This window comes from Paenibacillus sp. HWE-109, from assembly GCF_022163125.1.
GTDB lineage: Bacteria > Bacillota > Bacilli > Paenibacillales > NBRC-103111 > Paenibacillus_E.
The window spans coordinates 6,523,834-6,546,093 of record NZ_CP091881.1; the positions used below are offsets into that span (position 1 = coordinate 6,523,834).

General features: G+C 45.8%; 13 protein-coding genes. 3 read left to right on the top strand and 10 right to left on the bottom strand.

Annotated elements, in window-relative coordinates; translation table 11 throughout:
* Positions 1 to 15: 15 nt before the first annotated feature.
* The 10 genes from LOZ80_RS27805 to LOZ80_RS27850 all read right to left on the bottom strand — a co-directional run bounded on the left by LOZ80_RS27805 (position 16) and on the right by LOZ80_RS27850 (position 16,472).
* Positions 16 to 384, bottom strand: a complete 369-nt coding sequence (locus LOZ80_RS27805) for an HIT family protein (protein WP_238167706.1) — start codon at positions 382 to 384, stop codon at positions 16 to 18.
* A gap of 73 nt (positions 385 to 457) precedes the next feature.
* Positions 458 to 973, bottom strand: a complete 516-nt coding sequence (locus tag LOZ80_RS27810) for a DUF6886 family protein (protein ID WP_238167707.1) — start codon at positions 971 to 973, stop codon at positions 458 to 460.
* A gap of 77 nt (positions 974 to 1,050) precedes the next feature.
* Positions 1,051 to 1,983, bottom strand: a complete 933-nt coding sequence (locus LOZ80_RS27815; RefSeq protein WP_238173138.1) for a DNA-binding transcriptional repressor DeoR — start codon at positions 1,981 to 1,983, stop codon at positions 1,051 to 1,053.
* 133 nt (positions 1,984 to 2,116) lie between these two features.
* Positions 2,117 to 2,974: a cupredoxin domain-containing protein gene (locus LOZ80_RS27820; RefSeq protein ID WP_238167708.1), complete on the bottom strand. Its 858-nt coding sequence runs from the start codon at positions 2,972 to 2,974 to the stop codon at positions 2,117 to 2,119.
* Positions 2,975 to 3,007: 33 nt separating this feature from the next.
* The gene (locus tag LOZ80_RS27825; protein ID WP_238167709.1) at positions 3,008 to 3,937 is read right to left on the bottom strand and encodes a TIGR03943 family putative permease subunit; all 930 of its coding nucleotides are present in this window, start codon (positions 3,935 to 3,937) and stop codon (positions 3,008 to 3,010) included.
* A 10-nt stretch (positions 3,938 to 3,947) separates the two neighbouring features.
* Positions 3,948 to 4,967 (bottom strand): permease, encoded by a 1,020-nt coding sequence (locus LOZ80_RS27830; protein ID WP_238173139.1) that lies wholly within the window; start codon positions 4,965 to 4,967, stop codon positions 3,948 to 3,950.
* A gap of 49 nt (positions 4,968 to 5,016) precedes the next feature.
* Positions 5,017 to 6,225, bottom strand: a complete 1,209-nt coding sequence (locus tag LOZ80_RS27835; protein ID WP_238167710.1) for a HupE/UreJ family protein — start codon at positions 6,223 to 6,225, stop codon at positions 5,017 to 5,019.
* Positions 6,226 to 6,319: 94 nt separating this feature from the next.
* Positions 6,320 to 13,864, bottom strand: a complete 7,545-nt coding sequence (locus tag LOZ80_RS27840; RefSeq protein WP_238167711.1) for an S-layer homology domain-containing protein — start codon at positions 13,862 to 13,864, stop codon at positions 6,320 to 6,322.
* 772 nt (positions 13,865 to 14,636) lie between these two features.
* Positions 14,637 to 15,509 carry a carbohydrate ABC transporter permease gene (locus tag LOZ80_RS27845; RefSeq protein ID WP_238167712.1) on the bottom strand — a complete coding sequence of 291 codons (873 nt, stop codon included), beginning with the start codon at positions 15,507 to 15,509 and terminating at the stop codon, positions 14,637 to 14,639.
* Between the two features lie 12 nt (positions 15,510 to 15,521).
* The gene (locus LOZ80_RS27850) at positions 15,522 to 16,472 is read right to left on the bottom strand and encodes an ABC transporter permease (RefSeq protein WP_189010900.1); all 951 of its coding nucleotides are present in this window, start codon (positions 16,470 to 16,472) and stop codon (positions 15,522 to 15,524) included.
* Positions 16,473 to 16,615: 143 nt separating this feature from the next.
* Here LOZ80_RS27850 and LOZ80_RS27855 point away from each other — a divergent pair, with 143 nt between their 5' ends.
* The 3 genes from LOZ80_RS27855 (at position 16,616) to LOZ80_RS27865 (ending at position 21,836) form a co-directional block, all read left to right on the top strand.
* Positions 16,616 to 18,433, top strand: a complete 1,818-nt coding sequence (locus LOZ80_RS27855; RefSeq protein WP_238167713.1) for a sensor histidine kinase — start codon at positions 16,616 to 16,618, stop codon at positions 18,431 to 18,433.
* Between the two features lies 1 nt (position 18,434).
* Positions 18,435 to 20,042 carry a response regulator transcription factor gene (locus LOZ80_RS27860; RefSeq protein WP_238167714.1) on the top strand — a complete coding sequence of 536 codons (1,608 nt, stop codon included), beginning with the start codon at positions 18,435 to 18,437 and terminating at the stop codon, positions 20,040 to 20,042.
* Between the two features lie 108 nt (positions 20,043 to 20,150).
* Positions 20,151 to 21,836, top strand: coding sequence for a type 2 periplasmic-binding domain-containing protein (locus tag LOZ80_RS27865; RefSeq protein WP_238167715.1), 1,686 nt, complete (start codon positions 20,151 to 20,153; stop codon positions 21,834 to 21,836).
* Positions 21,837 to 22,260 lie beyond the last annotated feature (424 nt).

Here is a 22,260-nt window from a genome sequence, read left to right on the forward strand (position 1 = left end):
GCACGCTCCTCTCCCTTACGGTTTGGCATTCAGACAACTCGCTATTCGCACTTTCGTTTCTTCCAATCGACCGCTATGGTTTGCAGCGCCAGTCGGCTCCACCCATGCAAAGCCATCCGTTTCATATCGCGGAAACACATGCATATGGTAGTGACCAAGATCATTAAATTTCCCACCGTTTTGGAGAATGGTGATCCCATCTGGCTGAAAGACTTCCTTTAAGACCTTTGACAATAATGCCGATACCGACATTACAGACATAGCCGTATGTTCATCCAACTCGTCCAAGTCGTGAAAATGCTTCTTGGGAAGGATGAGAAGATGCCCCTCATTTAGCGGAGCTATATCCAACAAACAAGCCAAATCATCATTTTCATAAACCATGTGTGCTGCCTCATGACCATTCGCTAATTTACATCCTAAACAATCCCCGCTCACAGCGCTCCCCCTCCCAAAATCAAAACTTGCCAGCATTCTCAAAGCGATGTATCCCAAAATCCGCTAAGCTCGAATTCAAAATAGCTTCCCGCAAAGGATGCAGGCTCGGTGTGAAACGAATCTCTACATCTAATGCGATGATTCTCTCTATTAAGTTCGTAAGTGGATCCATCCGTATGGGGTCAACTGCTTTTTCAGAAATATAATAACCTGCCGTTTCATCAAATATAGCGAAGCTGTCCCCCGGAAGCGTATAGCGGTAGATGGTTGCGTCACGAATCGCTTGGTACCAATGTGCTTCAACCGTCATGATGATTTCCGCGGGGCTTGCGCCAAAAAATCGAGCGTGATCTGCTTCACTTAATCCTTCGGACCTGCGATACACAATTCTTGGGCAGTCTCTGGGCACATAGAAGGTAAATTCATGCTCTTGATCAATGGCCCAAACCACCGGAGGCATATCTGTTCGATTGGATTTCACTCTTGGCTCAAAATGTATAATCGTAGAATCCTCGCTAAAATGAAATAATTCCATGGGATGCCTCCACAATAAACTAATCTTCATAATATTAAAAAAAGTGCTCTTCACCTTCGTGAATGCACCTCTGGATGTCATAATAGCAATGGACTGATTCGCTCTAATAAGTACTTAGCCGTAAATTGGTCCGTGACCAGCACGTTCGCATATTTGCCTTGAAGGGCACCATAGATGCCGTCTACTTTCTTAGCACCACCGGCGACCAGAATGGATTGTTCTTTCCATTTTAATTCTTCCAATTCGATGCCAATTGTTCTCTGATTCAACTCTTCCGCGCAAATATTTCCGTTTATATCAATATAACGAGAACAAATATCTCCCGCACCTTTTTCATGAATGACTTTCAAATCGGATTCGGTAAAATAATTAGCTTTAATCAGTACGGAATCTTCCGTTGGCGCCCCTACCGTTACAATAGCAATGTTGGACTGTTTGCCCAAATTAAGAATGTTGCGAATATGGCGATCCGCTTCGATCGCTTGCTTCACGACGGAATGATCGACAATCGCCGGAAGCGGTATGAAATAAGGCGAGGTATGGAAGGCTTTGCCGAACAAACTGACGATTTCATGGGCATACGTATTCGTTTCCGAGTGGCTGACGCCACCGTTTAACTGGACAACCTTAACGTCCTTCAGATGTTTGTCTTTCAGATTAAGCGCGACTTCATAGAGCGTCGTTCCCCACGTTGTGGCAATAATATCGCCATCCTTGACCGTTTCATATAAATATTGTGCAGTACCTTCACCCAAGTACTTTTTGACAATCGCATCCTGATATTGCGGAACAGATACGACGACCGCTTTCTTTAGCTGAAATTTCTTTTCAATTTCCCTTGCTAAATGCTCGTTGTTCTCCCTGGGATCGTTAATCTTAATTTGGACATACCCCTCGTCTTTCGCTTGCTGCAAAAAACGGGAAACTGTCGGTCGGGAGATTCCGAACGTTTGGGCAATCTCCTGCTGGCTGTAATCCAACTGATAATACATTTTGGCAGCATCAATCATTCTCGCTAATTTATCATCGGTGCGTTCCTCAGACACTTGCAACCCACACTTTCGTCTCTCGCATTAAAGTATGAGCAAACAAATTGCACATAATTTCAGCTAATTATATCCATATATGTCCAATATGACAACTTCATTTTATCGTAAAAGTGCCTGTCGCCTTATGGTCGCCAACCGTGTACGTATACGTGCCAGGCTGCGGATTGTTCAGCAGAAATACATTGTCGCCTTTCTTTAATACGGCATCGATATGCAAGTCCGTCGACTTCAACTTTAAACCTTCATCGCTTAACGCGGATACGACAAAGACGGCTTTAATCATGGTCGCTTTTTTAAAATTGACATTCTTCGGGTTAAAGCCCCCTGCATTCAACTCAATTCTGACGGTTTGCAGATCGTTCGATTCCTCATAGACGGCTTCCTGTGTCTCTTTTTGTCCAATGTGACCAACAACGATTTGATCTTTCTGGACAAACAAGGCAATAGCCGCTCCCGCCACGATAAAAGAAAGGCACAGAGTCCCAATCCTTACTGAAAATAGGCTCGGTTTAGTGTTTTTTGTTTTAGGGGAAAGACCCGCCTGCCACTCCATCCCTTTTAAGAGTAAAAACAGCAGGATCATCACGATGACATCCGTAACAAACATCACTTTGCCGGATAAATAGAAGGTCATGCCACAGCGAACACCCACGATAGCTCCAAGTATCCCCGTCAGCACAGTGTTCCATATCGCGTAAACGCCCCATAATCTACCCGCCATATAACCTAAAACCAACATCAGGAAGATGGATAAGCTTAGGGATAAATAAACCTGGTAGGCAAACATTTGAATGCTCAGCATCCCTACCGACAAGCCAGCAATAGCTGCGAGCAGAGTGATGATCGTCTTGCCAGCCAACTTGGATAGAGCAGCATTCCATTTATAAAGATTTGTAAGGAAATAACTTAGACCTAAACCGATAAGAACCAAACTGCCAATACTGAGCGCCATACAGGGCACCTCCATAGAAGACTAGAAATTCACTTACAATTCAGAGGCAAAATTCCAATCCGGATACACGTAAGGAACTGCATTAGCCACTGCCGGTTCAATTTGCTCAATGTTAATCTTCATTACTTTCTGCCCATGATATTCTGTGTGATCAATCGTTCCTGTAATGGTTAGCCACGTATCGTTCGGATACTGGCCCGCATCCGGTGTCTCCGTAATGATCCCATAAGGGGAGATGTCCGCTATACAATGCGTCATCGCCATACGTCCAATAATAAATTGGGAGGCAGGAAGTCCTTCTTCGCGATAAACAAAACCTGTAATTTTGATACTCTTCCCTTGAAAGTTATCCACAAAGGTATTGATTGCTTGCAGCTTTTCGATAAACCATTGATCTTTCATTTCAATCATTTCCTGATTGTACAAGCGCATGCCCAGTTTTGCGTAATCGCGATTGTACACGTTCGTTTTGAACATATTTTGTACAGCCGGATCTACACCGCCCTTCATGCTGACCAATTCAACAGGGCCGTCTTTCCCTTTGGCCGAAATGCCGCTAACATTCATCCCTTTGCCTTGAGCCATTGAACCGGCTAGAGCTGTGTTCGGCAAGATCGTTGCCAAAATAAGCGGAAAAATAAATAGGCTGTAAATCCCTACATGCAACCAAGAAGAGCGCGAAGGCTCATGAGAATGACTATGGGAATGACTATGGGAATGATCATGCCCGCAATCGCAGACAACGACATTTTTCTTAAGAGACAGTAAAGCGACATAGATTTGAAACGCAGTCATGATCACTAAGCCGCACACTGCGATGTCGACATAGAGCATTAAGTGCGGCGCGATATACAGCAGCATGTCCCCTGTAAGGAGCAGCTTCAGCAAGACTCCTGCAAACCCTGCAAGAATGCCGGACTTGATAAAATGATGGAGGGCTTTTATGTTCCATTTTTTCGGCATAGGTCTTCCCTCATTTCAGTACTGTAAATTCTAGAATGATAGAGCCTGCATAGACGAATACAAAAACTAACAGACTTAATAGAACAACAAATTTTGTTTTAAATACGGCCAGCATCATGAGAAGACCTTTGAGATTCAGCATCGGCCCAAAGACCAAAAAGGCAATCAACGATCCTTTGGAGAAGGTAGTCATGAACGATTGAGCGACAAAGGCATCCGAGGTTGAGCATAATGACAGGAGAAAGCCGAGACCCATCATCATGAAGTTGGAGCTCCATGCGCCTTGTCCAAGTGATACCAAGCTTTCTTGGCTGATGAAAGTTATCAAGACGGCAACCAGACACGCGCCGAACAATAAATATTTGCCCATTTCAAAAAATTCTTCAATTGCATGACCCATGACACTTACAACTTTATTGCTTGCATGTGTATGAGAATGATCCTCTTCGTGATCATGACTGTGCAGATCGCTTGCTGTTTGACGCAGCGGGTTGCCTTTTGCAAACCGATATACGATCAGCCCGATGAGCAGGGCACATAGGAACGCCAGTCCCATACGTGAAAAGGCCATTTCCGGCCGATTGCGGAAAGCTGTCCAAGTGGACCAGAACACAACCGGATTCAAGATAGGACCGACAAGAATAAACGTTGTCGCCACATGAACGGGCATACCTTTGCGAATCAGCTTGCGGATCGCTGGTACCATGCCGCATTCGCAAATGGGAAAGATGATACCAAGTACGCTGGCCGTTAGAATGCCCAGCACAGGATGGCGAGGAATCATTTTGCGGATCATTTGCTCCGATACATACACCTGCAAAAGCGCGGATACAAACACGCCTATCAAAATAAACGGCATCGCCTCGATGATCATGGAAATGAACACCGTCTTGAACACTTGGAGCTTGGGACTGCTTAGGACAGACCCAGGCGATTCATACGTAAACACATCGAGAGAAACGATGCCTAGAAGAAACAGTAGAGCAAATAGGTTAGCATTGGACTTGTTTGTTTTTTTCGTTACTGCCATTTGCTGCAACAGGACCCTCTCCTAACGTAATGGTACAACTTGGATAATGTTACGTTTCGAACACTCTTTCGACCAGCCAGATCCCGCCTAGCAACAAAGCCAGCGCAGATCCGGAAATCACAATCTTCCTCGCATATTTGACCCGGTGCATCATGTACAAAAGCGGAATGAAGATAGCCACGATGATCAGCTGCACGGTTTCGATCCCTAGGTTAAAGCTGATTAAATCCGTAGCCAGCTCGGTCTTAGGAATGTTCATCCCTTTCAAAATATCAGCAAAGCCCATACCATGAATCAAGCCAAATAAAAACGTGAGCAGCCAGCGATAACTAACGGATTTGCGTACCATATTATCAATGGCCACATAGCAAATGCTTAGCGCAATAAGCGGCTCCACGATAGAAGGAGGAACTGCGATAATATTTAGGACAGTAAGGGTTAACGTAAGACTGTGAGCGATTGTAAAAGCCGTAATCATAGTGGCGTACTGCTTGTAAGTTTGTCTGGCGATAAGCAATGAAAATAAGAACAGCAAATGGTCATAACCGCCAAGAATATGATGGATGCCCAGCATAAAAAAGGAGTACCAGCCGGATATCGCGTCCGTTTCCACTTCGCTATCGACCGATTTCCCTGCGTCTGTGGCCGAAGCTTTCTGAGAATCAGCAGCTGGCATGCTTTGTAGATCCGGCGGCAATTTGGCAAAATCCGCATCCGTCAACTGCATCGCCCAGCTGCGGTTCTCTGCCGACAAGGCCGCTGTGCTGCTCTGCGTCCCGTAATGAATCGTCAATAAATTAACATAATTCGTTTTCGTATCATTTTGATACAGGGTATCCTTCAATGAAATGTTCTGTGACGCGAGTACTGGCGGATAGATCGCAGTTAGCAGCACTTTGGAGGCATCGCCTTCCCGATCAAGTACAATGCTTTGAATTTGCTGCATAGCCTGAATTTGACCACCGATTTTCAGCGTTAATTGAGGTTTAATGACATCTGCAAATTTATCGCGAATTCCCTCAAACTCCGCTTGGTCCAGCATCTTGTTGTTATCTGTATCCCCACCGGCCAATTCGATAACAGAGAGCTCATCGATGGCAAACGTTAAGCGGGTTTGTGATTGGGTTAGATCGAACGTAGCATAACTTGCACTATACGCATGGGCATAAGCCGCTTGCTTGAATGGCAGGACTAAAAGCAAAGCTAAGGCGATCAAACACACCGCCAACCGGCCTTTAGACACTAATTGCCTATACATGAAAATCCCCCATTTTAGTTAAAATAATGTAGAGAAAAGGAAGAGGGATGCCATCCTCTCGGAATGGTCCCTCTCTCCCTTTCGGTAAAATGATTTATTTATTGCCAAGTAAGTTATAAATGATTTGTGCCGCTTCTGCGCGGGAAGTCATGCCCGAAGGATCAAATTGCCCTTGCGCCCTTCCTTGAATGAGGCCCAGTTTAGCAGCCTTCTGCACGTGCTCTTGGGCCCATGAAGAAACGAGATTCATATCGTCAAATCTGGTATCCTTTTGAACCTGAGCCTTCGTACCGCCAAACTTCTCGTAGGCTCTCATCGTCATCGTAATCATTTCCTCACGCGTGATGAGACCATTAGGATCGAATTGGGTGGCACTTTTGCCCGTAACAATGCCTGCTTGATTAGCACTTGCTACAGCTTTCGCATACCAAGCCGTTGCAGGCACATCGGAGAAGACCGCTTGTGTGCTCTCGTCACTCCATTTCATTACGTTCTGGAGCATCGTTGTAAACTCAGCACGCGTGATTGAGCGAGAAGGTTCAAACGTTGACTCTCCAGTTCCGCTTAGCATCTGCTTAGCCGTAAGCTCCGAAATCACATTGAATGCCCAGTGACTCGCAGGCACATCTTTGAATGTTTTCTTCACTTCCAGCACGGCATATTTACTAAAATGGCTGATGGCTGCTGTGATCTCGCCATCTTTGTAGTCGCCGCCAATATACGTCAATTCTCCAGAATCAGAGATATAGAATATACCTGCCAGCTTTTCATTCATACTAGCATCTACCTTCAAACGAATCACGATTGGTTGATCGAACTTCGATAGCTGCTCCACTTTGCCGTTTGCCGAGGTGATCGACAGACTGAATTCATACACCTCGCCTGCCAGCTTAATTGTCGCAGATGACGTACGCTCGCTTTGAGCAATAATCGTCTTGGCCTCCGCCGAGTTGATTGGGCTCAATTTCAACGAAATCGCGCTATCCTTAAGATCTTCCGAAGTAAGCTTGCTCTCCAGCTGTTTCAGAATACTAGCCGGCACTTCCACCACCAGCTTGTCTGACTTAATCACCAGATTTCCGCTGCCAAGCAGTTCAGAGGCATGGGATGGCAATTTCACTTCTGTCGTATCGGATTTAACTGCTATCGTTGTTTTTCCACTTTCTTGCGATTTAAGCTGTTCCGCAGAAATGACTACTTTCCCTGGCTGTTCCTCAGGGGTTGTTGTTGGCGTAGATGAACTAGAAGTACCGCTGTTGCCGCTTCCGCCACTACCACCACTACCGCCGCTTCCTTCGTTCTTACTGCTAACCGTCACAACCGTCGCAGCCTCGAATGATCCATCCTCCGTTTGCACGGTGATCGTCGCTGTTCCTGCGCTTACCGCAGTCACAACTCCGTCCACTACGGTGGCAACTTTGCTATCGCTTGTGCTCCACTTCACAGCTTTGTTCGCCGCATCCGTTGGCGCTACTGCTGCCATCAACGTTTCTTGCGCTCCCACTGTTAAGCCTATTGCTGCTTTGTCTAGCGTTACTCCGGTTACTTTCACTGGCATGGACGTTACTTTTTTCAGTTCCTTCGTATCCCGTACCCGGATCCGGTCACCTTGTGAATACTTGCCCGAAAGACCAACGGCCTCTAGGGTTTCACCCACTTGCAGCTGAGGAATCGGTCCGCTTTGATTAATAATGTATCCATCCACGAATACCATAACTTCGCCAGAACCATCGTTAACTACATACGTTGTAGTGTCTGGTCTTGCAACGACTTTACCCGTTACCTTGACCAATTGGCCTTGGTAAGCATCCGAGATGGAATCCTTCGTACTCACACCTTTAGGCACAAGCGGAGTACCTGAACTAACCTTCACAATACTGTTATCAAATTTATCAAATTCGAGCTCTGTATTATTTTCAAAAATTTTGATGTGTCCATATACACGAACGACATCACCTAATTGAAGAGTGCCAACTGGTACTTCATTGAACGCCATAATACCGCCGGTTTCATCTTGTACATAAGCTGAATCGAAGAAGTTCCCTGCTGCTGTCGTTACCTTGCCTTGGACCAGAACGGTTGTACCTTCGGCTAAATTACGTGCGTCACCGATTGGCGTTACTTTGAGTTCCAAGTGTGATAACCAGTTCATCACATTCAGGGCAAACGGATCATTTCCTTTGGCGTTAAATGTTTGATCCATTTGTTTATCGTTGAAAATGTTCATGCCGGAAACGATTATTCTGCCCTTGCCGACAATTTCAGATGCAACGAGTGGAATCGCTGATCCCCCTGTCACATCAGTTAAAGCTGGACCCGCTTTTCCATTAGGTGTGCGGGGATTATAAGCGACCCCATCTGCTTTGATTTGAGCCGCATCTTGGAAAGTGGTTTCATTCCCACGAACCAGAATCGTCAAAGCATCCGTATCGGTCAAGGCAACTTTATTGCCGTTCCCATCATTTCTCGCCACACTGGACCCACTATAGTATTCAATTGTAGGAACAAAATCGGTTAAGTTATTGCTAACCGGCTTCGGATGAGCACGGACTGAGAAATTAGAGGTCAGCGGTGTTCCCCAGAAGTTCCCATCAGTCGTTTCATCGAACACGCCGTCATTATTGACCATAAGACTTGAGCCTGCACCTGCTAAAATGGCATTCAGATTTTGATTGGAACCACCATAATTGCTCTTCTCCGCTAAGTAGAGAGATCCGCCTTGTGCGACAAATTTAGCTATAGCAGCAATCTCGGCAGAGCCATAACTGGACGACGGGTGTGAAATATACAAGACAGCCGCAGATTTAAGCGTATCGTCTGTAATAGCCGCCGTATTCTCGGCTACCGTATATCCCTGTTGTCTCATCATCGTTGTAAACAGCTTCAAGTTATCTTTATACGTCCCTGTATCTTTGGTCGTATTTTCATTGTTCTTGGAAGCATCGATCAAGATTGTTTTCCCAAGGGGAGGTTTTACAGTAAACGCTTGTTCGAATTTATTGTCTCCCAAATCTTGATCCGTCGAATTCATAACGACGATGACGCGATGATCTCCAGCTGGAGGCTTGCTCCAAACCACACTAGCTGTAGTTGAACTATTCGTTTTCAGAGAAGCGACTTGCGCATCACCGATAAGATGAGCTGCATCTACTTGATCATAGTAAAAGTGAGCCGTGAGGTTAGTAACATCCACTGTCCCCATGTTGCTGATTCCTGCTTTGAGCGGTGCATCATATCCACCTACAACGGCTCCCTCAACAGCAGAAACATTGCTTACTTTAACCGCAATAGGCTCAACTGGCGACCATATCGGCGACGAATAGATGCGATCTCCATCCTTTTGCGTTACCCGTGTCACAAACCATTGCTGTCCGCCGATCACATTAACGGTAGGCGACCAAGTAAAGGAAGTACTATCCTTTGTAGGCACATAAGTGTCTATCACTCTTCCGCCGTTCGTAATGAGTTCCACCTTAGCAATATTGTCATTGCTTACGGTTTTCAGATAGCTGTAAGCAGGATCTGATTTCTGTTCCAGAACCGAATCACTGCCAGCAATTTGAAAATCCAATGTTTTGGAATCTGTTGTTGAACCCATGTACCAGCCACTGGCGGATACTTCTAGTTTGGCGTTTGGATCTTCCGTAAAGTAAACTCTTTTCTTGCGCATAGCGTCCATTAGCGAGTCTTGCGTAAGATCCTTAGCGACGATAACCGTACGCTGCTTAGTTTCTCCCCATGTCGCATCATGGTTGTCTTCTCCATACGTCGGAGCGACATGCCATCCTAGATCAAGCGCACTGAAGAATTTATCCTGCGCGTTGGCATACGAATACTTACCAGAACCGTTACCTACTTCTAACATCGTAAAGAGTCGATCAACATTTTTATCATAGGGAATAAAATTATCGAAAGCATTGGCTGACATAGCCGGGTGATTGAATTGAGCCACGATATTATCGTAAGTCAGAACCCAAGCATAGTAGTTCTGCAAGTTTTGATACTTGCCGCCGCTTTCAACCCGGTCGATAAAATTCGATGTTCCAAATACATTGGAATGTCCCCAAGTTGTTGAAGTCATTTCGAAGGCTGGGAATACAACGAAACTTCCATCCTTCGTATAATCTTTTGCGAGGCTTTTGGTCAACGCCCAGTTCGATCCGCCTGTCCGCTCTGGCATCCCGTTGTGATCCACGTTATCCGAGCCGACTAAGGAAGAGTCGATATCATGAGAGTGATCAGAAAAAGCGAAAAAGTCGTAATGGTGCGCTTTCGCTGCAAGCAAGGCACTTTCCGGCGAACCATCCGCATCATGAGAAATGTTCGTATGGTTATGCGTTGTCCCGTAATAGTGATTACCGCCGACGAATCTTTCCGCAATTTTGAACTTCCATGATTTTGTGGAGGCATTGCCAAGTTTATCTTGGCCTTTAAGAATGATGGTATGCTCTCCGGCACTCAAATCATCAGCTGTCGTTAAGACCAGCTTAATTCTCGTCTCTGTGATTACGGCCTTAGATGTAAATTCATGTGCTAGATCATCGATATAAATCCGAATGGAGGCAGGATCAACACCATTCGCATCATCCAGAGTAGCTGATATAGCCGGATGTTTGGTTTCCAGCTCATCTCCCTCTAGAGGAAGCAGATCTGTATACTCCGGTCCATCTGTATCTTCCACAATATCCACGGTAATAGGGGCTGAGCTGCTGCCTACACTTTTGGTGGTACTCTGGTTCACAGCTTCGATATAATACAAGAGCTTTCCGGTTGGCATGCTGCCTGCAGCAATTTTGCCGTTGTAATTCAGCTTATCTGCTGAAGCTAAAGCAATTGGTGTATACGCAGCATCAAGCTGCCCTTTGTACCAAACCGTTACACGATCCGCAAACTTCACGGAAGCTTTGAAGCTCGTATCGACACCGATATACGCTTTCGTTAACGGCGTGTGAGCAATTTGCAGCTCTCCCAAAATGTCAGAAGCTGCTCTCGGCATTACCATATAACCGCTCGTATAAGGCGAAGTGATCTTGGCTTGCTTCACAATCCCCGTGAAGGTATAGGTTTCACCAAGTGTCACAGCCCCGCCAGCCACGTCAATGCCTGTAGTGCTTAAGAGACTCACGATCGCTGTGTTGTCTGATTCATCTGTAACCGTTACGTTGTAATCCGGACCAGATGCAGGAATATTCGTCACTTTCGCTTTAAAAGAAACGAGTTTTCCTTCCAGTTGTTCCGCCGTCGCGTAACTGCTCAGGGCTGTTAGAGGAATAGATACAGGTACTGGGGCCGTGTCATCTCCTAATTCCGTTACCGTTGAAGGAACAAATTGTGTTGTACCGCTAGTCATGACAACATGACCTGTCAAACGCAATTTTTTGCCAACTTTAACTTCATAGGTAGGAGAAATAGGGCTAATAATATTCATACCGCCTGTAGCATCCTGCACGTAAAAGCTTGCTAATTCGCTGCCCAGCGCACCATTCGTTGAGGTAATAACCCCTTCGATCGTAGCGGTGTAGCCTAGACTAAGCGGGAATCCGTTTATATCGTTTTTACGTAAATTAGCAATTGTAGACGTCTGCGTGTTAGATCCAGCTACTTGAATCTGTGTGTATTTGCTTTCTTGTGTATCCGTATGTGTGAGATAAACAGTAGGGTTATTGGTGGAATTCGCGTAGCTCAGTGTAAAAGATCCATCTGCAGCAGCTGTAGCTTGAGCTGCACTTGTTACTACACCATTGTTCTCAAGGTAGGCTTTTACAGTTGAAGCGCCTGGAACCGCTCCTGCTGTGCCCACTGCCTGACTTGTGTTTCCACTTGTGGAAAGCGTAATTTTGGAAGCAACTGGTGAAATCATATAGCTTGAATTGCGAATAATAATTTCAGCCGGATTGCTGGTGGAAGAAGGTGCATTCACAACAAAATCCTTGGATGGATCTTTCGTAAACCAGCCATTGTTTGAACCGACCGCACCTCTTGGATCCGATCCTTCCATCGTTTTCCGTAAGATCGTACCGCTTCCTAGATTCGTAGCTACAAAAGGTTGTCCCCAGTAAAGCGGGTTTTTAAATGTCGTTGTCGAAGCGTTCGTAAAAGCCAACAAGTCGATAACATCCGTGTCAGCTGCGCCTGTTACAGCATCCGTCTTCTTGGCAAGAACAATCGCCCCTCCTGTTGATGCACTTGGGTTTATCCCGCTTCCCAAATCGATGTCGGCTTTCACAGGCAGAGCTGCACCTGTTGCGCCTGTGTTTCCGGCAATCAAGTAGTAGCCATGCGCTTTGATCATACCTGACAGCGGTTTGCCTGCCGCAAAAGCCATCGTAGCGGCTGATGAGTAAGCAACAGACCAGCCATTCAAATTAATATCTTGGTCTGTCGTGTTATACAGTTCAAAAAATTTGGTTTTATAGAACGCTCCGCTATTACCGCCATTTACATACAATTGACTAAAGACAATGTCTCCAGCTTTGTAAGAGTTGGCAAGGGTAGCAAGCGTAATAGCCACCTTGTCGCTGCTCGCTTTTCCTTGCTCCTGCGCAGTAACATATACGACGGAATTCGAGTTTGGATTTGTTAGGCTAATGGCAAAAGAACCATCTGCTCCTGCCGTTCCTGAACCAGCTAACGAATTATCCGCCAAGTTGATCGTGACGGAACTGTTCGCTGCAACAGCTCCTGCGGCACCATTGATCGTCAACACAGTAGGGAATGTGATTTTCGATGCAACAGGGAGCGCTGTCTTCGGTGCTGCCGCTAGGTTAATCTGAACCTTATTGCTTGGATCTTTGCCATTTTCTGTCGCCATGATAAACACGGAGGCTTTGGACTGCGCGTTGGTGATCGTTAGATCAAACGAGCCGTCTACCGCAGCTGTTGTTGCTCCAGCTAGGGCATTGTCGTCATAATATACAGCAACCTGCACACTGCTTCCTACCGCTCCAGCTGTTCCCTTTACATTAGTTAATGTAGGAAAAGAAATCTTAGCTGCGACTGGAGCTGCTGATTGCGGCGTATTCGAAGGGTTTGTTGAGATTCCTGTGATGACAATATCATCAATTTTGCTCGTCCCTCCACTCGCGATCGCCGCACCGTTAACAGCTATACCGGAGTTAACTACCCATCTCACGTAAACGATGTTTTTATTGGCTGCCTCAGAAGGCAAGTTAAGATTGCTTAACACACCTGACGTAAAATTGTTGGCATTCACAACAACACCACTCGGTACATCTATCCATGAGGAATGGTCTAAACTATACTGGACTTTAAAATCCTTAGGGCCTGTATTGGAACTTCCCTGTTTGGATGACAATTGAATGTCCGTGTATCCCGTTGTTACCAAGGGGGCTTCCCAGTAGGAACTGTTCGCTGACCAGTTGGATGCCGAAGCAGCCTTATCTGAGGCTCCTGCCACATACCCCAGGCTGCCTGCCCCGACGACAGATACTTGCTTGGCCAGGTTCTCCGGTATTCCCTCCGTTGCGGTTGGCGTAGAGTTGGCAAAGTCCCACTTTACTAAAGTGGATGCAACCGCTTCTGCTCCAAGGGGCTGCAGTGGAAGCCCCATTGTTGCTAACATAACAAGGGTCATAATGAGGCTGTACCACTTCTTATGCTTACTTATATATTGAAACATGAATAAAATTCGCCTCCCTGAAATCGGTAGATGTGTCATACATCTATCTTGCTGTCCGTTCTTCTAATGTTGATTTGCATCCAGATTCCAATTTCTGTTACATTATAGAGTAGAACTTCCTAACGAAAGAGCATTCTCATTCGCTATGAAGCCTCATCAGTCGTCTATCCATGTGCCCCGCCAAAAGCTAATGGATAGCGGCTTTTTTAATATTTTTTTATCTGCGTCCCCTCCCTTGCTCCGATACTTGCCACTCTCTTATGCTCAGAACAAAAGGAATTATATCATGATTTAATTCTACGTTTGTCAGGTGAATGTAAACTTTAGAAAAAAAGATCAAATTAAAATGAACATAATTTCAAAAAGGAAATCTTTTGAAATTGCTTTTTCAAATTCGCACGTTATGAAAAAAACGGCTTCGCCGCCCTGATAGATCCGTCTCTTCTTAGCAGCAAAACCTAGTAAGGGAACTAGGGGACGCTAATTAGGCAAAAAGTAGGCATGCGAGGGTCATAGCGGAACTACAGGGTCTTATTTCCATAAAAAGTGTTGAAATTCCCATGAAACAGCAGAATAGCGGACTGTAGTTCCCTCAACCTCCCGATAATGACACTTATGGCTAGAATAGCGGACTGTAGTTCCCTTACGCCCCCGCGAGGCAGCTGGAGCAACTCCGCTTTCACTCCAAAACATATAAACTCTTATATTTGAACAAAAAAAGAACGCCATGACCACAACGGTCACAGCGTTCTTCCTCGGTTCAGCCTTATCCTTATTCTTTAACTGCCCCAATCGTAATCCCTTTAACAAAGTACCGCTGCAGAAAAGGGTACACCAGCAAAATTGGCAAGGCTCCAATAAAGATCTGCGATGCCCGAACGGTTCGTTCGGACAGATTGGCAACCGTTCCCGGATCCAACTTCGTCATATCCCTCTGCACGATAATCGTCTGCATAAAACTTGCAAGCGGCAGGTTCTTCGAATCCTTCATATAAATCAATCCATCGAAATATGCATTCCAATGCCCGACCATCGTAAACAAAGCAACGGTCGCAATCGCTGGCAGCGAGATCGGCAAGTAGATCAAAATGAATGATCGGAAGTGCCCGGCTCCATCTATAAAAGCGGCTTCCTCCAGATCTTTAGGCACTGTGCGAAAGAAGTTGAGCAGCAGGATGATGTTATAGACTGCAACTAATCCCGGCAGAATCAGGGCCATGAGTGTATTCATCAGACCGAGCTTCAGGATAAGAATATAGGTCGGAATCAGGCCTCCACTGAACAGCATGGTTATGACAAAATACCAAAGATAGATATTGCGAGCGCGAAAGATTCGGCTATCTTTCGAGAGTGCATAAGCCGCAATGGCATTAACGAACATGGCAAGCGCTGTCCCAAGGACTGTACGTTGTACGGAAACCCAAAGGGAGGAAAGGAAATTCGCGTTGTTGAAGGTTTTGGCGTAGGCCTCAAAGGTAAACCCAATCGGCCAAAACGTAACTAATCCGGCGTTAGCAGGAGCGCTCGCGCTCAGAGATACCATCAGCAAGTGGAACAATGGAAGCAAGCAAAGAATAGAGACAGCGACCAAGATGATATTATTTATGATAGAAAATATACGATATGACAGCGTTTTGTGATACATAAGCGGCTCCCCCTAGAAGATTCGATATCCAGCAAATTTATAAGCAAGACGGTAGGATATGACGATCAAAATTAAGCTGATCATGGATTTGAATAGACCAACTGCCGTCGCAAAGCTGAATTGTCCGCCAAGAAGGCCTTCCCGGTATACAAACGTGTCGATAATATCACCCTGTTGATAGATCAAAGGACTATACAAGTTAAACACTTGGTCGAAGTTGGCGTTTAGAACGTTTCCTAATGCCAAAGTTGCAACGACGATGGCGATGGGAATAAGCGATGGTATGGTAATATGCATGGTTTGCTTCAGCCGCGTAGCTCCGTCGACTTCTGCTGCTTCGTACAAGGCTGGATTGATACCCGCTAACGCAGCCAGGAAAATAATCATATTGAATCCGAATTCCTTCCATACATCACTGAAAATAATCGTGAATCGGAACCAATTGCCGTCGCCGAGGAAGAAGATGGGTTTGATGCCGAACACATTCGTGATGAACTGGTTGATCAGCCCTGTCTGGGCTAACATATCAATCAGAATCCCAGCAAGTGTGACCCAGGAAAGGAAATGCGGTAGATAGACCAGTGTTTGGATGGATCTTTTGAGCCCCATGTTCCTAACTTCATTCAAAAACAGAGCAAAAATAAAAGGTATAACTAAGTTCATCACGATTTTGGAACAAGCAAAAAACAACGTGTTCCACGTGATTTTCAGAAAGTATTCATTCTCAAACATATATCGAAAATGCTTCAAGCCGACCCACGGAGAACCGGTTACGCCCAAAGCTGCCTTATAATCCTGAAAGGCCATAACGATACCTGACATGGGCAGATAAGCAAAAACGAATACCAGTATAACAGCTGGCAATACCATGAAATGAAGCATCCAAGGCTGCTTGTAGCCGCTTATCTTTTTCGCGCGTTTAGTGTTCTTTTGGGATACTTGTTGTACCGTGTTCGCATCCATAGCTCTCTACCCCGTTCCATAAAAACTCATTTGTGTATTTGGAGAAACCCTGATATATATAGTATCAACAAACTTTGCCCTGAAACTATAAGACATTCTTAGGATTGATAGGGTTTTGTTAGGGATATCTTCCGGAGGGATCGATGATGGAGCTTAGAACGGGCATTGCATTCATGAAAAGAAGGATCGGCACCAAATTTAGTCTATTCGCCAAAATGAACGGTCTGATCATCCTTTTGTTCATACCGATTATCCTTGTATTTACCTATTCCAACAGAACTGCTTTCGATGTTATTGGGAAAGAACTTCAAGTGTCCAACATCAAACAGCTGTCTTTTCTATCCAGCCAAATTGATTCCAGGATCAATCAGATGACGGACTTTGTCACGACCTTCTCCAAGGACCCCAATGTCCAGAAATTCAACGGGTTAAACCTCTGGGAAGATCGCTATGATCGGATGCAGACTAGATTTGTTGTTCAAGAAAAGATGGTGCTGCAGTCTGGCGTTATGAACATCTGGCCGGTTAAATATACGGTTTATTCCCAACAGAACAAAGAGGCCATTTCAAATGCCATTAAAGCATCCGAATATAATGAGGATTACTTGAAGAGGAATATGACAGGAAAATGGACCTATGGCGACGGGGAAACCTTGCTCCAAGGTGGCCTGAAATCCTTTTATTGGTTCTACACAGATTCCTTCGGCCAACGGGATACGCTCAGCGGAAGCAATCTGGTGGTAGAAGCCAGCTTCGGTCCCGAGAATATTCAGAACATGCTGGACACGTACAAGTCAGGGGGGCAAGGCGACCCCTTCTTCTATCACAAAGGCGAAACTCCGATTCTGAATCGCAGCGCATCCCTGCAGCTGTCGAGTGACCTCATCCATTACTTGGACGGCCAGACTCTGGCAGATACGATGCAGCAGGTCATTCGTTTAGAAAGCAAAAATTACTTGGTCAGTGCTGTGAGATCCCCCCAGTTAGATTGGTATTTGGTGGATATTGCACCACTTGATCAAATTTTGGGGCCCATATCGTTTAGTCGCAATCTATTCTACTTAGCAATGGTGTTGTTGTTTGTGTTTGGCTTATCAGCCTCCGTGCTGCTATATCGCAATGTTCAGCGTCCTATCAGAAAGTTGATTCGCGGATTACAGAGCGTCCAGCGGGGAGATTTCTCGGTCAGGATCAATGCCAATGTGAACAATGAGTTCTCGTTTCTGTTTTATCGATTCAATGATATGTCTCAGCAAATTCAAAGTTTAATTGAGAACGTACTCAATGAGAAGCTCCGGGCTAGGGATGCTACGCTCAAGCAACTGCAAGCCCAAATTAATCCTCATTTCCTCTACAACTGCCTTGGCTACATTGTCAATATGGCCCAGATGAAGAACGAGGAAGCTGTCGTTTCTATGGCCTTTAATTTAAGCGCCTACTACCGTTACACGACTCGTATGGAGAAGCAAACGGCTAGTCTGGACGAAGAAATTCGGCTGATCGTCAACTATTTGGACATTCAGAAGCTGCGTAACGGCAGAATTGAGTATCATATCGATATTCCTGCTGAGATGCTGAACCAACAAGTGCCGCGCTTGATGCTCCAGCCGATTGTAGAAAATGCCATCATCCATGGCGTTGCCAAATCCTATTCTTCCGGGGAGATTCGCATTAGCGGCGAGATGTCGGACGGTTTCTGCCGGATTTACATCGATGACGATGGTCCCGGCATGCCGGATGAGTTGCAAGAGGCCTTGAATCGCAAATTACGGGAGCCTTTGCAAGATCAAATGGGCTGTGGGCTGTGGAATACCAATCAGCGGATCCTTCACCAATTCGGAGAACAATCTTACCTGTCTTTCAAGAAGTCGCTGCTTGGCGGATTCCGGACAGAAATCATTTGGGAACTAACGACCGGAGACGAGCATCGCCATCATCCATTCATACAAGGGGGCACCTAACATGCAAATGATCATAGTAGACGATGAAGCTCACTGGGTAGAGAACTTATCCATGCATAAACCTTGGCATACGCTCGGCATCGAGCAGGTTCATAAAGCTTATTCTGCTCATGAGGCGCTTCAAATCCTCGAAACGCATCCGATCGATATCGTCATATCCGATATTCTGATGCCCGAAATGACGGGCATTGAGCTGATCGAGCGAATTCGCAAGTTTGACAAAAAAATTAAGTGCATCATTTTATCCGGTCATTCTGACTTTGAATTTACCCAAGAAGCCGTCCGCAATAAGGCCGTAGACTACTTGCTTAAACCGCCAACAGACAATGAATTGTTCGGTGCAGTCCGCGCTGCAATTGATCAATTGACGAATGAATGGGAAAGCGTTAGCTCCTATGAACGCACCCAGTTCACGCTTCGGGAAAATTTGCCGCTGCTTCGCGGCCAATTGCTGCTCGACGCGTTGCGAGGTCATCGAATGCCAGCTGAAGAGTGGAGCAGGAAGCTAGAAAATTACGGTTTGCCGTTTCACGATGGAGACTGTGCCCTGATGCTCGTGCGTATGGAAGAAGAATTCGGACAATATAAAAACAATGGTCAGCAATTAATGGAATACGCAATCATCAACATGGCGGAAGAGATATTCGGCGAGTATACGGAAGTCTGGGGCGTTAAGGAAGAGCTTGGATATCTCGCTTTTCTGTTTCAGCTAAAGGGAGATCATTCGGATACTGGGAAAGAGACCATCCTAGAGAAGCTTGCCATCCAGCTCCAGTATAAGGTGAAACAATTCTTGAAAGGCTCTCTGTCCATCGTCATGACCGAGTGGTTTCACTTCCCGGACAAGCTATCGGATCATTATCGGCAAGCTTCCGCTTATTTCCGGCAAATTGTCGGGGAAGAGCGGGAATTTATCATGCGTGTTGGCGACTTAGAGCAGAATGTCACGAAGGGCATCTTGGAAGCTATCCATATCCCGCCTACCTTGATTAACCTGCTTGAGGTTGGTCGTTGGGATGCCGTGGAAGACAAGCTCGTGAACGTGTTCGCAGAACTAGACGAGAGATGGGCTGAATCCTGGGAGCATTGTATGGAAGCTGGCTATGTTATCGCCTCTTCGTTCACTCATCTCGCGCATCGGAACGGCTATACATTAGCCAAATTACTTGGAAGTGAGATTGATCTTCTGCAAAGTGGAGAAGCTTTCAGCTCCATCAGCAAGCTAAGAAAATGGTCGCTGGGCGTGCTCGACAAATTCAAGGAAAGCACCTCGAATGAAGTGAAAGATAATCGCTCGTTGTATGTCCAGAAAGTCCAGGACTTTGCCGAAAAAAACCTGCATCTGGATGTTTCGCTGCGGGCACTGGCCGATCATGTGAACCTGCATCCGACACATTTGTCCAAAATATATAAGATTGAAACCGGTCAAGGAATCAGCGATTACATGTCCTCGCTCCGTATGGAGCGTGCCTGCCATTTGCTCAGGACAACCGACAAAAAGGTGTATGAAATCAGCATGGACGTCGGCTACCTGGACCCTGCTTACTTTATTAAAGTGTTCAAACGCCAATTTGGCGTAACGCCGCAAGAATTTAGAGACAGTCTGTAATTGCCTAACAAAGTCTTACCGAAACTAAAATAATCATATAGATACCTTCCCCAATAAGTTGGTAGAGTTAACAAGGTAGTAATCTTACACCGTAGGGGGAAATCAAAAATGGGTAAATCCAAAAAATCATGGATGCTGCTTGCAGTTACGGCACTCATGGTCATTACGGCCTGTACCGGGAAGTCCGGCGAGGATGCGAAGTCAGCCAACAGCGGTTCCAAAGACGTCACAGCAGCTTCCGATGCTGCATTCAGCAAAGGCAAATACGATCCGCCAATTGATATCAGCACGGTTGTCATGTTCACCCCGCCAAAGAAGTATGTTAAAGGCGATACCCAGGAAAACAATGTACACGACCGTTGGATGCTGGAGCAGCTCGGTATCAAGCACAAAGATACCTGGTACCCTGCTGGCGGGGATCAATATAAGCAAAAACTTCAGTTGGCGATTGCTTCCGGCGAGAAACTGCCTGATTTCGTATACGTACCTACCGACCCAGTACTAACTAATCAACTGATCGATTCCGGCCAGTTTGTGGCAATCGACACGCTATTTGACAAGTATGCCAACAAAATTTGGAAGGACCATACCATTCAACATCCGGAACTATGGTACCCTTTCACACGGAATGGCAAGAAATACAACCTGCCTATCCTTGAATATACGGACAACGATGATACGTTGTTATGGCTGCGGGAAGATTGGATGGAAAAGCTGAATCTTAAAGCTCCCAAGACGATCGCAGAATTAGAGAACGTCATGGACAAATTCAAAAACCAGAACCCGGACGGGCTTGCTTCGAAGGACGTCTATCCGCTCGCGATTTCCTTGAAAGGGAATACGAACACTTGGTTAGGTGGACTCGATTGGTTATTCGGGGCTTACGGAACGATCGAGGAACAATGGAACAAGGACGCCAAAGGCAATCTGGAATACGGCTCCATCAATCCAGGTTCTAAGCAAGCGCTCGCCAAACTGCAAGAATGGATGAACAAAGGCTATATTCACCCTGACTCTGCTTTGTGGGACGAGAATAAGACAGCTGAGTTCTGGACAAAAGGGAATGCAGGCGTTCTGCCAGGTGCCAACTGGATTCCGGATTGGCCAGGTCCAGATTTGCTGAAAACCGTAAAAGGCTCTAAATTTAAAGCCTATCCGGTTCCTGCGGGTCCAGATGGACTGGCTGGTACCAAATGGCAAAACACTGGCGTGAACAGCAGCTTCATGATTAATAAAGATGCGAAACATCCGGAAGCCATCTTCATGTACTACAACTACATGTTGGACAATTTGGCTAACCCTCCGACCGGCAGCAAATTCGAAAACGGCTTTGCGCAAGGCTATGACTGGGATATTGTGGACGGTAAACCCACCAGCAACAAAGACAAAATCAAAGACTTCAGCAATGATTTCACCTTCATCACAGGACCGGCGCGTATTCCAGACCTTTATATGAAGACCCTGGTTAAACTAGCAGATGGCAATAAACCAGAAACGCCTTACGAAAAGCAGCTCGCTGACTTCCGCAAACCGGAAAATTGGTACGCCGCGAAGATCGTTATGTCGCAAATGGACATCCGCAAGCAAAACTATTTCACGGGTGCCGCGACGCCAACCATGATTTCCAAATGGAACCTCCTGCGTCAGTCCGAAATGGAAACCTTCAACAAAATTATTTATGGCAAATTGCCAGTTACAGCATTTGATGAATTCGTTGCGAGTTGGAAAGCCAATGGCGGCGATCAGGTCACGAAAGAAGTCAACGAGTGGTTCACGTCAGTAACCAAGAAATAAAGCAGTAGTAGACAACGAAAAAGGCGTCTCACCAGGTTGAATACCTGGCTAGACGCCTTTTTTTGTTATCTGGAGCCTAGGTCATAGACCCCTAGCGGATGAATAGGCACGCTAAAATTTATTTCCCGCAGCCAACCACCCAACACATCAAGAAAAGCGGTTTTGCAGCCCTAAGATGAGTATCTTCATAACGGTTTTCAAGAATATAGCGGATCCTAGTTCCCTTTGGGCTTTGCAATGACAGAGATCGTAGTGTGAAAAGGAACTATGATCCGCTATATGGCGGGAACTGGGGTAAACGCAGCATGAAAGGGAACTGAGATCCCCTATTTAAGCGGAACCTGCCGATTCCAACCGGGAAATGGTGACATAGCGGATCGTAGTTCCCTCTGGCGTGGAATATCGCGGTTTTCAGAAATATAGC